The 12,433-nt window shown below is 68.4% G+C and carries 9 protein-coding genes; 2 read left to right on the top strand and 7 right to left on the bottom strand.

Features of this window, described 5'->3' with window-relative positions; all coding sequences use genetic code 11:
- Nucleotides 1-501: 501 nt before the first annotated feature.
- Nucleotides 502-1,410 carry a class A beta-lactamase gene (gene bla / locus AC1DK4_RS24970; protein ID WP_441615416.1) on the bottom strand — a complete coding sequence of 303 codons (909 nt, stop codon included), beginning with the start codon at nt 1,408-1,410 and terminating at the stop codon, nt 502-504.
- A gap of 225 nt (nt 1,411-1,635) precedes the next feature.
- Here bla and AC1DK4_RS24965 point away from each other — a divergent pair, with 225 nt between their 5' ends.
- Nucleotides 1,636-2,937 (top strand): UDP-N-acetylglucosamine 1-carboxyvinyltransferase, encoded by a 1,302-nt coding sequence (locus tag AC1DK4_RS24965; RefSeq protein WP_441615414.1) that lies wholly within the window; start codon nt 1,636-1,638, stop codon nt 2,935-2,937.
- 19 nt (nt 2,938-2,956) lie between these two features.
- Here AC1DK4_RS24965 and AC1DK4_RS24960 read toward each other — a convergent pair whose 3' ends face one another.
- The 4 genes from AC1DK4_RS24960 to AC1DK4_RS24945 all read right to left on the bottom strand — a co-directional run bounded on the left by AC1DK4_RS24960 (nt 2,957) and on the right by AC1DK4_RS24945 (nt 7,696).
- A complete protein-coding gene (locus AC1DK4_RS24960) occupies nt 2,957-4,576 on the bottom strand; it encodes a histidine kinase N-terminal 7TM domain-containing protein (protein WP_441615412.1) in 1,620 nt (539 codons plus the stop codon).
- A gap of 229 nt (nt 4,577-4,805) precedes the next feature.
- On the bottom strand, nt 4,806-5,981 hold the full coding sequence (locus AC1DK4_RS24955) for an acyl-CoA dehydrogenase family protein (RefSeq protein WP_441643302.1): 1,176 nt from the start codon (nt 5,979-5,981) through the stop codon (nt 4,806-4,808).
- A gap of 114 nt (nt 5,982-6,095) precedes the next feature.
- Nucleotides 6,096-7,433, bottom strand: coding sequence for a type II toxin-antitoxin system HipA family toxin (locus AC1DK4_RS24950; protein WP_441615409.1), 1,338 nt, complete (start codon nt 7,431-7,433; stop codon nt 6,096-6,098).
- A gap of 2 nt (nt 7,434-7,435) precedes the next feature.
- Entirely contained in the window at nt 7,436-7,696 is a 261-nt protein-coding gene (locus AC1DK4_RS24945; protein ID WP_441615407.1) for a helix-turn-helix domain-containing protein, read from the bottom strand.
- A gap of 282 nt (nt 7,697-7,978) precedes the next feature.
- On the opposite strand from AC1DK4_RS24945, the gene AC1DK4_RS24940 reads away from it, so the two are divergent.
- Nucleotides 7,979-9,562 carry a class I adenylate-forming enzyme family protein gene (locus AC1DK4_RS24940; RefSeq protein WP_441615406.1) on the top strand — a complete coding sequence of 528 codons (1,584 nt, stop codon included), beginning with the start codon at nt 7,979-7,981 and terminating at the stop codon, nt 9,560-9,562.
- On the opposite strand, the gene AC1DK4_RS24935 is transcribed toward AC1DK4_RS24940, so the two are convergent.
- Nucleotides 9,559-10,431 carry an AraC family transcriptional regulator gene (locus AC1DK4_RS24935; protein WP_441615404.1) on the bottom strand — a complete coding sequence of 291 codons (873 nt, stop codon included), beginning with the start codon at nt 10,429-10,431 and terminating at the stop codon, nt 9,559-9,561. The genes AC1DK4_RS24940 and AC1DK4_RS24935 overlap by 4 nt on opposite strands.
- Nucleotides 10,432-10,565: 134 nt before the next feature.
- Nucleotides 10,566-12,182, bottom strand: coding sequence for a class I adenylate-forming enzyme family protein (locus AC1DK4_RS24930; RefSeq protein WP_441615403.1), 1,617 nt, complete (start codon nt 12,180-12,182; stop codon nt 10,566-10,568).
- Between the last annotated feature and the right edge of the window lie 251 nt (nt 12,183-12,433).

Here is a 12,433-nt window from a genome sequence, read left to right as displayed (position 1 = left end):
TGAATGCAATGGAGACGCCCGAGGATGGCTAGACCCGAGGTCATTACAGTAAGCATGCGTGAGTTAGACAGGCTCAAGACCGTTCAGGCGGTCGTGGATGGTCAATTGCGGCCCAGCGTGGCCGCCGAACGGTTGGAGATCACGGATCGCTAGACATGGATGTAGCGGCAAAGTTGTAATGTCCGGTTCGGGGGTGCGGACCAAAACTTGGACTACTTGGGGGTAGTTCATGTATTCGTCCGCACCCCCTTTTAGCAAAGCAGAAATGTCCGCTTGAGGGCCTGTCCATGGTATTCAGCCTGCCCGGTTGAATGCAATGGAGACGCCAGAGGAGTTCATCCCACTACAACGCGCTTCTCGCCTCACCGCCTGCGAAGAATGGCCGAGCCCACGCACGAAGGCTTCGCGCATATGGCGTCGATCGCGAAAGCCGCCGGTCTCTTTCGCGATCACGTCCAACCTCCACACCAGCGAGCCATTGCGCCTGGCCGCCGTTGGCTGTCAGCCCCGCGCTACATCGCTGCGGGCGACAGCGCCGAGGGCGATGCGCGCGGCTTGTGCGATCACGTCCTCCCTTGCCTTCGCGTCCTTCTGCGGTTGCGTGAAGTAGACCGCGACAACGACCGGCGCGCCGCCCGGCGGCCAGAGTACGGCGATATCGTTGGTGGTGCCGTAGTCCCCCGTGCCCGTCTTGTCGCCGCTCTGCCAGCCGGCGGGCATGCCGGCCTGGATCCGCCGCGCGCCGGTCGTATTGCCGCGCATCCAGTCCTGCAATTGCTGGCGCGCGGGGGCCGGCAGCGCGTCCGCCAGCGCCAGCTTGTGCAGGCTGTCCGCCATCGCGGCGGGCGTGGAGGTATCGCGCGGATCGCCGGGGATGGCCGTGTTGAGCTCGGTCTCCCAGCGATCGAGGCGGAAGGCATCGTCGCCGATCGAGCGGGCGAATGCGGTCACGTCCTGCGGCCCGCCGGCAAGCCTGATCAACAAGTTGGCCGCGGTGTTGTCGCTGTACTGGAGCGCGGCGCGGCAAAGTTCGGCCACCGTCATGCCTTCGCCGGCATGTTTCGCCGTGACCGGCGAGTAGGTCACGAGATTGTCTTTTGCATACGGGATACGCTGCGCCAGCAGCCCGTCCTGGCGGGTGCTGCGCGCCAGGATGGCACCGGCGAGCATGACCTTGAAGGTGCTGCAGAAGGCGAAGCGCTCGTCGGCGCGGTAGCGCAGCCGGCTGCCGTCGGAGGTGTTCAGCGCGGCCACGCCGAGGCGGCCGCCCGAATCGCCTTCGAGGGCGGCGAGCGTGGCTTGCGCCGCGCTTGCGTCGTGTCCGGCTGCCGCCCGGACCGGGCTGATCGCCGCCAGCGGCGCCGCGGCGGCGGCCAGCAACAGGCTGCGCCGGCGTTGGAAGTGAAGCATGGGATATTTTCCTGGCTTGGTAACGGAAACAAAGGGAAACAAAGGGAAAATTCTAACCGCCCGGTGTGCAACGGCCAGCACGTCCGGGATGCCACGTGCAGGTTTGGTCATGCCGCGCCCCGCCCCGGCAAGTACAATGCGGGACGCCTTTGCGGCCCGTCCGCGATTTCCGCCTCCGTCAGCTTCCGTCAGCCCAGTCAGCCCCTTTTTTCCTCGCTCCGATCCATGTCCAATCTCATCGTGCACGGTGGTACGCCTTTGCGTGGCCGCATCATCCCTTCTGCCAACAAGAACGCGGTGCTGCCCGTGCTTTGCGCCACGCTGCTCACGGCTGAACCGCTGCGCCTGCACGGCGTGCCCGATATCACCGATGTGCGCAAGATCCTCGACATCTTCCGCACCCTCGGCAGCGATGTGCGCATGGACCACGCCACCGGCACGCTGGAGCTGCATCATCGCGATACCCGCTTCGACGCGTCGAGCCACCGGCTGCCGGAGGAAATGCGCTCGTCCATCATGCTGGTGCCGCCGCTGCTGGCGCGCTTCGGCGTCGCGCGGCTGGAGGACAACGTCAAGGGCTGCACGCTGGGCGTGCGCGAGATCGACCCGCACATCGACGTATTCCGCCGCTTCGGCGGCCAGGTGGAACGTGCCGACGGCTCGCTGCTGGTGCGCAGCGCGGGCCGGCTCACGCCCACGGACCACTGGCTGGACTATGCCTCGGTCACTACCACGGAGAACTTCGTGCTGTGCGCGGCCGCGGCGGATGGCGTCTCCACCCTGACCAACGCGGCATCGGAGCCGCATGTGCAGGAGTTCTGCCGCTTCATGGAAATGCTCGGCGTGCGCATCGAAGGCATGGGCACCTCGCGCGTGACGGTACACGGTGGCAATGCCCTGCGCGGCGGCGAGTTCCACTTCGACGAGGATTTCCACGAGATCACCACCTTCCTGGCGCTGGGCGCCATCACCGGCGGCGATGTGGTGGTGCGCAACAGCGCGCCGGGCAATTTCCCGCTGATCGACCGCACCTTCGCCAAGTTCGGCGTGCAGATCACGCACGAGGACGGCTGGTCGCGCGCCACCTGCCCCGGCCCGCTGGAAGTGCAGACGCCTTTCACCAGCAATGTGCTGACCAAGGTGGAAGCGGCGCCGTGGCCCTACTTCCCGGTGGACCTGCTGCCGATCTTCATCGCGCTGGGCGTGCGCGCCAAGGGCAACGCCATGTTCTGGAACAAGGTCTACGACGGCGCGCTGGGCTGGACGGGCGAACTGTCCAAGTTCGGCGCCCACGTGTTCTCGTCCGATCCGCACCGCCTGATCACCTTCGGCGGCAACCCGCTGACGCCGGCAGTGGTGGAAAGCCCGTACATCATCCGCGTGGCGATCGCCCTGTTCATGGTGGCCGCCAGCATCGACGGCCGCTCCGAGATCCGCAACGCCACGCCGATCCGCCGCGCCCACCCGCGCTTCGTGGAAAACCTGCGCAGCCTGGGCGTGCACGTGGAGTGGACCAGCGAGGAGTAAGCCGGCTCCGGGCGGTGTTTCAGGGGTAAGCCGGCAGCGCCGCCTGGTCGCGCATGACGAAGCGGTCGCGGCCGTTGCGCTTGGCCTCGTACATGGCGGCGTCGGCCTTCTCCAGCAGCGATTCCAGCCGCGACGACGAAGGGATCTCGCAGACCGCGCCCACGCTGACAGTCACGCAAGGGTGCTCGGGCCAGCCGCCGTGGGGAAGCCTCAGCGCCCGCACCGCCTCGAGCAGGCGCAGGCCGGCGGCGCGGGTCTCGGGCAACGACACGGACGGCAGCACCGCGACGAACTCCTCGCCGCCCACGCGCGCGCAGAAGCCGCCGGGGCCGTCGCGCAACGCCCCGCTGATGGCGCCGGCCACGCGGCGCAGGCATTCGTCGCCGTGCACGTGGCCGTGCAGGTCGTTGTACTGCTTGAAGTAGTCGACGTCGATGATCAGGATGCCGACCGACGCCGCGCGCTCGAATGCGCCGGCCACCACGGCGGCCGCCTCGCGCTCGAAAAACCGCCGGTTGTAGGCACCGGTCAGGGCGTCCCGGTACAGGTCCGCCTCGATGCGCGAGAGCTTCTCCTCGGTCTCGCCCAGCCGCTCGGCCAGGCTGGAGTTCTCCACTGTCAGCGCCTGCTCGCGCGAACGGAAGCGCGTCACGTCGCGCAGGAATACGATGATCCCCACTGCCTGCCCTTTCAGGTTGCGCACGGATTCCACCGTCAGTTCGTAGTCCACCCGCGCTTCGGAGATCAGGTAGGAGCCGCCGCCGTGCGCGCCAGAGCGGCTGGCGGCAATGGCGTGCTGCCATGCCTGCGGCACGGGCTGGCCACGCCCCATGTCGGCCAGCAGGCCCCGCGCCGCCGTGTTGGAGTCGACGATGATGTCGTTGGCGTTGGCGATCACGCAGCCTTCGTGCAGCGTATCGAACACGCGCAGCCTGGCGTAGTGGCCCACGTCTTCCAGATGGCTGCGCAGTGCGCAGAACCACACGAGCAAGGTCATCACCGAAAACGTGGCGGGCGTCAGATCGCCGCCTAGCGCACCGGTATGGCGCGTCAGGTAGGCCACATTGGCCAGCAGCGGCAATGCCAGCCCGCAGGCCAGCACGGCACGGCCGCCGCGCGTCAGCCCGCCTGCCGGCACGCGCGCCGTGACCAGGAAATAAAGGCTGAGCAGCAACAGCAGGTAGGTGTACACCGCCACGGCGGCGTAGGCCGGGCCATGGGTGAAGACCGCGCCCGGCGGCGCCCCGCCCGGCATCAGGGCGATCGACGACCAGATCTGCCGGTGTTGTTCATTGGTGAAGACCAGGCCCAGCGTCACCGCGCTGATCACGGCGTGCATCGCCAGCAGCCAGTGCGGGACGACGGCCTTCGGCCGGCTCAGTTGCAGCATGGCGCAGAACCAGCCGATCGGCACGGCCATGATGCCGATGTACTGCAGCTTGGCCCACAGCACGCGCGTTTCCAGATCGGTGGAACTCAACTCGAGCAGGCGGCCACCGCTCCACAGCGCCGTGCCGCAGGCCAGCACCAGGAACGCCTTGACGGTGGGATCGTCCCGCCTGGTCCAGGCCACCAGGGCCATCGTCAGGCTCCCGACTACCGCAAAGGTGAGACAGAGGACTAAGGGGTACGAGGGCATTCGGCCGGTTCCAGGACGCCCGCCCGGCGGCAGCGCCGGTGGATGCGGCCGATTATAAGACGGCCCGCCGCTTCGCAGTCATGCGCCTGCAGCCAGGATGACGCCAGATACCGCAGATACCGCAATCGCTCCGGCCTGCTTGTCCCCGGGCCGATGCGAACCGGTTCAAGGAACCGGCGCGCATGCGCAATAGCCCGCGCCCTCCACGGTCCCTGCCCCTGCCCTGCCCTCAAAACCCCAGCTGCCGCGCCGCCAGGTCCTTCATGATCTCCTCCGAACCGCCGCCGATCATCATGACCTTGACCTCGCGGTAGACGCGCTCGCTCAAGGTGCCGCGCATGAAGCCCATGCCGCCGAGGATCTGCACGGCCTGGTCGGCGCAGAACTGCATGGCCTGGGTGGCCTGGATCTTGGCCATGCAGGTGCGCGCCACCAGCTGGGCGGGGTCGCCGGCCTGGTGCTGGACCCGGTAAGCCAGGTCGTAGACCAGGTTGCGCGCGGCTTCGATGCGCAGGGCCATGTCCACCAGCTTGTGGCGGATCACCTGGCGATCCACCAGCGGCTGGCCGAAGGTGTGGCGCTGGCGGGCCCAGTCGAGCGCTTCCTGCAGGCAGGCTTCGGCATAGCCATAGGCGCTGGCGCTCATGCCCAGCCGCTCGGAATTGAAGTTGCGCATGATGATCTGGAAGCCGCGGTTCTCCTCGCCGATCAGGTTGGCCACCGGAATCCGGCAGTTGTCGAAGCGCAGGTGGGCGGTGTCGGAGGCCAGCCAGCCCATCTTCCTGAGTTCGGTGCGCGTCAGGCCCGGCGGGTTGCCCTCCACCAGCAGCAGCGAGATGCCGCCCGCGCCCTTGTTGGCGGGGTCGGTGCGCACGGCGGTAGTGATGAAATCGGCCCGCATGCCGGAGGTGATGAAGGTCTTCTCGCCGTTGAGCACATAGTGGTCGCCGTCGCGCACGGCGGTGGTGCGCAGGCTGGCCACGTCGGAGCCGCCGCCGGGCTCGGTGATGGCCAGCGCGGCGATCTTCTCGCCGGCGATCACCGGCGGCAGCACGCGCCGCTGCAGCGCCTGGCTGCCGGCGGCGACGACCGGCGGCATGCCGATGGTGTGGGAGTTGAGCGAGGCATTGACGCCGCCGGAGCCGCTGCGGGCGAATTCCTCGGCCTGGATCAGGTGGTAGAAGATGTCGCCGGGCGTGCCGCCGAAGGCTTCGGGGTAGCCCAGGCCCAGCAGGCCGATTTCGGCGGCGCGCCGGTAGAGCGAGCGCGGGAAGGTGCCGGCTTCGTCCCACTCGCCGGCAAACGGCGTGATCTCGCGCGCGACGAACTCGCGCAGCGTGGTGCGGAACTGTTCGTGCTCGGGGGTGAAGTAATGCGGCAGCGGCGGCAGGGTCAGGAGGCTCATGCGGGATCCGGTCTGGGGCGGGTGGCTTGGATGGTCGAATGCCTTGGATGGCTCGAACATAGGCCGTGCCGGCGCGGTTCGTCTTGCGCTAAGTGGTCGGCCCGGATGCCTGCACTACGCCGCCGGCATGCCCGCGAGCAGCCGCGCCGATGCCTCCAGCCCGCCCAGGATGGCGTCCGCCACCTTCTGCGGAAATCCCGCCGGCAAGGCCGCGTTCACCTGCACGATCACGGCCGGCGTCTGCGCCAGCAGCCGGCCGATGATGGGCTCGGCATCCGGCCCGTGGAAGCACTTCGCCGCCATCGCGTTGAAATGCCGGCGCTGCACGTCCTTGAACAGATAGTGGCGGTTCTTGCCGGCCACGGCCATGGCCAGCTTGGCCTTGTGCCAGGACCACTGGTTGGCGCCGTTGCCCACCACCGGCCAGATCGACATCACGTCATACAACGGCGTCAGGCGGTAGCGCCCGCCCGGCAGCAGCCGGATGCTGAAGTTCTTGGCGTGCCCGTCCGGCGCGGCCAGCATCCAGAACAGGATCTGCGTGGCGAGGAAGGTTTCCAGGTCGGCGTCGGCATTGACGGACTGGCGCAGGATCTGCGCGATATCACGCATGCCCGGGCCACCGTCCGCCTCGTACTTGAGGTGCGGCGGCACGCCCAGCACCTGGCAGAAATCCTCCTGCGGCAGGCGCAGGATCCAGTTGCCCGAGGAATGCATCTGGCGGTCGAAGCGCTGCACGCTCAGCACCTTCTGTGCGCCGAAGTGTCGGATCTCGCTGTGCGCGGCCGGCAGCCCGAAAGCGGCCAGGATCGCCAGGCAGAGCCATTCGTTCTCGACCGAGGTGCCGAGGTCCGCGCGCTTGTTGCCGACCAGCCCGAGCGGCAGCTTCAGGATATGCGTGGTGGGCGTGGCGCCGTGGGGTTTCATCCAGCGCCCGCCGTGCCACAGCAGCGCGGTCTTCTCCTGCGCGCCGGCCAGCGAGATGCGGAAATCGTCGTCGTCCTGCGCGCCGGGCCCGGCGGGGCCCACGGTCTGGCGCAGCAGGACTTCGATATCGGCGTCGGACAGCGGCGTGCCTTCGATGCGATCATGGCCAGACGGCTGGCCGTTCTCCGCCAGCAGTTGCACGGCGCCCACGCAGTCGCGGCCGATGGCTTCGAGCAGGTCGAAGGCGTCCGTGCTGGCAGCCTTGAAGCGGGTCGCCAGGCGCTTGCGGATGGTGTCGCTGTCGGGCAGCAGGTTATCGAAGTAGTTGCGCACGCGCTCGCCTTTCAGCGGCGAGGCATCCACGCCGAACGGCAGCGACAGCGACAAGGGCCGCCCGGCGTCCGATGCCATCCAGTCCGGGTCGTACTGCAGCTCCATCTCGCCGCGCGTGGGGATGCGCCAGGTCCCGACGCGCTCGCCGTTGGCCCACAGCGACAGCGCGCGCGCATGTGTTCTGCGGCCCATGGCTACCACTCCACCGCGGGCGTTGCGCCGCCTGGCGCGTGCGGCGCGCCCCGGTCCTGCACCACCAGCTCCAGCCCCAGCACGCTGACCAGCGCCAGCAGCTGGTCGGCGCTGATGGTGCCCGGGTTCAGTTCCATATGGGAGATCCGGCTCTGGCTGACCGCCAGGCGCGCAGCCAGGTCGGTCTGGGAAAGCCCGGCGGCCCGCCGTGCCGATTGAAGCACCTGGCCCAACTGCGTGGCGGTGGATAGCTGTTGTTTCATGGGATGACTGCCTGGCGATCGGGTGCGGGTAGCGATGATATGCGTAATGTCACTTTACAAACAATATGGGTAATTTGCAAATACCAATATCGTGGGTATTAGTCATTTACGCATGTCATGCGTATCAAAAGAGAAGCCAGGCAGGCCCGAAGCCATGGCCGCGCCAGCCGTCAGCCACTTTCCGCAAGCCTTGCACGGACGCCTTGGCTACGCTTTGCGCTCGAAGCCAAGTCTGGTCGCGCGCCACATGGCCGCGCCCGCCTTCCCCCACGGAGATTCCGCATGATCGCCAAGCAGCCGCCCGCCACCATCGGCACCGCCCTGCAGGAAGCCAGCCAGCGCTGGAGCCAGCGCACCGCCTACTTGTGCCGCGAGCAGGCACACAGCTTCGGCGAGGTCGAGGCCGCTTCGGCCCGGCTTGCCTGTGGCCTGCTCGGGCTGGGCCTGCGCCACGGCGACCGCATCGGGGTGATCGGCCTGAACCAGATCGAATGGCTGCAGCTGTTCTACGCGGCAACGCGTATCGGCGTGGCGGTGGTCGGCCTGAGCGTGCGCTACCGCGACAACGAGATCGAGCACATGGTCAACGACAGCGGCATCAAGGCGGTCTTCACCGTGCCGCAAGCCGATGGCTTCGATTTTCTCGCCATGCTGACGCGTCTGATGCCGCGCATGCCGGGCCTGCTCAATGTCATCACCATCGACGCGCAGCCGGCGCAAGCCGGCATGCCAGGACTGTCGGCCCTGCTTGCCGTCGCGCCTGACGGGGCCGCGCTGCAGGCCGCCGAGGCACGCGTGGGGCCCGATGACCTGGCCATGGTGATCTATACCTCCGGCACCACCGGCCGGCCCAAGGGCGCGGGGTTGTCGCACCGCAGCCTGCTGGCGTCCGCGTGGGCGCAGGCGCGCCATGTGCGCACCGACGAGCGCGACCACATCCAGCTCGCCCTGCCCTTCAACCATGTGGGCGGTATCACCTGCGGGGTGCTGAACTACCTGCTCGGCGGCGGCACCTGCGAACTGGTGCCGGTGTTCAAGGCAGACACCGTGCTGGCCATGATGCGCAGGCACCCGCCCACCATTTTCTCGGGCGTGCCGACCATGGCCACGCTGCTGCTGATGCATCCGGACTCCGCCAGCGTGGACTTTTCCTCGGTGCGGCTGGTGGTGGTGGGCGGCGCCACCGTGGATGCCGCGCTGCTAGAACAACTGCAGGCGCGCATGCCGCAGGCCACGGTGATGAACCTGTATGGCCTGTCCGAATCGTCCGGGGCCATCGTGATGACACCCTGGAACGCGGCGCGGCAAGACCTGATGGACTCGATCGGCTGCGTATTCGACAGTGCAGAGGTGCGCGTGGTCACCCCCGCCGGCAATATTGCCGCGCCCGGGGAGATCGGCGAGCTTTGCTTCCGTGGCGCGGGCGTGTGCGCGGGCTATATCGGCGCCGCGGCCAGTGCCGACGGCTTCGGCGCCGACAACTGGCTGCGCTCCGGCGACCTGGGCTGCGTGGACAAGCGCGGCTATATCCAGCTCAAGGGCCGCAAGAAGGATATGTATATCCAGGGCGGCTTCAACGTCTACCCCGCCGAGATCGAAGGCGTGATCGCGCGCCATCCGGACGTGATGATGGTGGCCGGCATTGGTGTGCCGGACCCGGTGCTGGGCGAGATCGGGCGCTACTACATCGTGCCGAAGCCGGGCTGCGACCTGACCGGCCCGGAGATCCGCGCCTATTGCGCGAGCCGCCTGGCCGACTACAAGGTGCCGCGCCAGGTGGTGCTGCGCGATATCCTGCCAATGACGCCGGCCGGCAAGATCCACAAGGCCGCCCTGCGCGCGGAGTGCGCGGCGGAACCCCGCTAGCGGCCCCGGCCGTCGGGGCCGGGCACGCCGCCCTGCGCAGCGCGCTCGCCGATCAGGGCGAGCTTGCGCGAGCCGGCAAAGATATCGCTCGGCTTGAGGCCATAGACCTGCCGGATCGAGTGGCTGAAGTGCGTGGAATCCGGGTAGCCGGTATCGAGCGCCACATGGGCCAGGTTGGAATCCTGCGTCACGTAGTGCAGCAGGCTGCGCGCGCGCTTCCAGGTGCGGAAGCTGCGGAACGGCGTGCCGATCTCCTCCTTGAACAGATGCAGGAAGCGCGAGAACGACAGATGCGCCGACGCCGCGCAGGACTCCGCCGTGGCGGTGGCCGAGGGCGCATCGCGGATGCGCTGCACCACGGCCTCGATGCGCGGGTCCAGCCGGCGCCGCGCCAGCGTTTGCCCGAAGAAGATCTGGTCGAAGCTGTCGGCCTGCAGGTCCACTTCGCGGCCATGCTGGCTGAGCCAGGCATGGGCCTGACGCACATGGCGCACGAAGGCGGGGTCGTCCACCGGCCCGGCCCGCCCGCGGATCACGGACGGCAGGCGCGCCAGGTCAATGCTTTCGGCCTCCAGCCCCAGGTCGCAGATCATGCGGTCGTCGCACGCCACCGAGTGCGGCATGTAGGCAGGCACCACCGCGAGATCGGTGGATTCCCACCGGGTGCCGTCCAGGCAGATGCGGATTGGCGCGCGCAGGGCCACGTAGACCAGCAGCCCGCCCATGGTGCGCACCGACGGCGAACCAAGCAGGCCCGCGTAGAACAGCCGCTCCGCCGTGACCCACATCACCCTGCCGCGCACGTCCGCGGCGCGCGGCGCCGTATCCGTGGCCGGCGGGCACGCAATGCCTTTTGCCTGCATCTGCATGTCCTTTTGTCTCCTGCCGGCGCTGTCCGCGCACCCGGGGATGCGTCGCCAGGCCGGCTTGTGTGTGGTGGCGCCGCCGCATGGCCGGTAGCGCAACGGGCAGCGTAGCCCGCGCCTGCCGCCCGCGTCTTGCGTCAGCTGGCTACGCCGCCGGCCTCATCGTAATGCTCCCGGTAGCGCTGACGCAACTCGAACTTCTGGATCTTGCCGGTGGACGTGGCCGGCAGCGCAGCCAGCAGCAGCACTGCCTTGGGCACTTCGAAGCCGCCCAGATGCGCCCGGCAGTGCGCATCCAGCTCGGACTCCGCTATCGCCGCGCCCGGCTTGAGCGTGACGAAGGCCGTCACCGCCTCGCCCCAGCGCGCATGCGGCAGGCCCACCACCGCCGCGTTGGCCACCGCGGCATGGCGCAGCAGCACCTCCTCGACCTTGATCGAGGGAACGTTCTCGCCGCCGGTCTTGATCATGTCCTTGATGCGGTCGAGGAACAGCAGCTGGCCGTCCTCATCGAGCACGCCGAGGTCGCCGGAGTGGTGCCAGCCGAAACGCTGGGCGCGCGCCGTGGCTTGCGGATCCTTGTAGTAGCCCAGCATCACATTGGGCCCGCGGAACACGATCTCGCCCGGCTCGCCGGGGCCAAGCAGGCGGCCGTCGTCGGCCATCACCGCCACTTCGTTGCCCACCGTGCCCACGCCCCACCAGGCGCCGAAGCGCCGGCGCTGCTGGTCCGCTTCGAAGATGGTCGCCGCCGGGTACATCTCGGTCTGCCCTGAGCACAGGATGAAATTCGGGCAGAACGCGTCCAGCAGCCGCAGCAGCAGGTTCTTGGGCAGCGGCGCCATGCCGTAGATGCACAGCCGCACGCTGGACAGGTCCGTGGCGGCGAACTGCGGATGCTCCAGCATGGCGCGGTACATCATCGGCAGCGCCACCACCACGCTGACGCGGTGGCGCGCCAGGTCCGCCAGCACCCGCGCCGGTTCGAAGCCGCGCGCCACCACCACCGCGTGGCCGCCCAGCAGGGCACTCATGGTGTTGCCGTGCTGGGCGCAATGGAACATCGGCAGCAGGCAGGTAAACACCTCGGGCGCCGCGCTGCCGCAGCCGGTATCGACCAGGTTGGCCATCAGCACCGAATGCACCGAGGCATGCGAATGCATCACGCCCTTCTGCGGGCCGGTGGTGCCGCTGGTGTACATGATCTGGGCAAGCTGGCCGCTGGCGATGTCCACCGTCGGCAGGGTGGCCGGCTGGCCGGCCAGCGCGTCCGCGTATTTCGTCACGGCGATCCCTGGCGCCTGCGCTGCCACCTCGCCGGCGGGCTCCAGCAGCACCACGGGAAGACCCAGTTCCGCCACCAGTTCGGCGATGCCGGGGCGCGCCAGCACCGAGGCATCCGCCACCACCCGCGTCACCTCGGCATGCTCGAGGATGTAGCGGATCGCGTCGGGCGCCAGCGCGGTGTTGACGGGCACCCACACCAGGCCCGCCTTCTGGATGCCAAGCAGCGCCACGATCATGGCGGTGGAGTTGTTGCACAGCATGCCCACGCGCTCGCCGCCGCCCATGCCCTGGCCCAGCAGGTAATGGGCGAACTGGTTGGAGGCCGCATCCAGCCCCGCATAGCTCAGGCTGTGCTCGCCCTCGATCAGCGCGGTACGCGCGCCGAAGCGCCGCGCCGAGCGGTGCACCACGTCCCCCAGCGCAATGCGGCCGATGCGCTCGCGCGCCTGTTCCGTTGCCGTGCTCATCCCTGTCTCCTGTTGTCGGTTGTCTGCTTTGCCGCATCCCGCGCGGCCTCGCCGCGGGGCCGGACTGCCCGTGTGCATCGGCGGCTGCCCCGTGATCGCGCCCACGGCCTGCCATGAGCTGCCTGCCATGAGCTGCCATGGCCGGAGCAGTTACCTCATCCGTGTTATTACGCACCGGGTCGGGTGCAGCCTATGCTTGGCCTGCACTTTCCAAAATTTGCTCTAGGCCCGCCACGTCGCTCACGCATCGT

This window comes from Cupriavidus sp. 05N38, from assembly GCF_056397345.1.
The sequence above is the reverse complement of the archived record's forward strand: the minus strand, read 5'-3'. Positions and strand labels throughout refer to the sequence as shown.

Excerpts from the sequence above, each read along its gene's own strand:
- bla (WP_441615416.1), bottom strand. The coding sequence starts at position 1,410 with ATGCTTCACTTCCAACGCCGGCGCAGCCTGTTGCTGGCCGCCGCCGCG.
- AC1DK4_RS24945 (WP_441615407.1), bottom strand. The coding sequence starts at position 7,696 with ATGAAACAACAGCTATCCACCGCCACGCAGTTGGGCCAGGTGCTTCAA.
- AC1DK4_RS24960 (WP_441615412.1), bottom strand. The coding sequence starts at position 4,576 with ATGCCCTCGTACCCCTTAGTCCTCTGTCTCACCTTTGCGGTAGTCGGG.
- AC1DK4_RS24950 (WP_441615409.1), bottom strand. The coding sequence starts at position 7,433 with ATGGGCCGCAGAACACATGCGCGCGCGCTGTCGCTGTGGGCCAACGGC.
- AC1DK4_RS24965 (WP_441615414.1), top strand. The coding sequence starts at position 1,636 with ATGTCCAATCTCATCGTGCACGGTGGTACGCCTTTGCGTGGCCGCATC.
- AC1DK4_RS24935 (WP_441615404.1), bottom strand. The coding sequence starts at position 10,431 with ATGCAGATGCAGGCAAAAGGCATTGCGTGCCCGCCGGCCACGGATACG.
- AC1DK4_RS24955 (WP_441643302.1), bottom strand. The coding sequence starts at position 5,981 with ATGAGCCTCCTGACCCTGCCGCCGCTGCCGCATTACTTCACCCCCGAG.
- AC1DK4_RS24940 (WP_441615406.1), top strand. The coding sequence starts at position 7,979 with ATGATCGCCAAGCAGCCGCCCGCCACCATCGGCACCGCCCTGCAGGAA.
- AC1DK4_RS24930 (WP_441615403.1), bottom strand. The coding sequence starts at position 12,182 with ATGAGCACGGCAACGGAACAGGCGCGCGAGCGCATCGGCCGCATTGCG.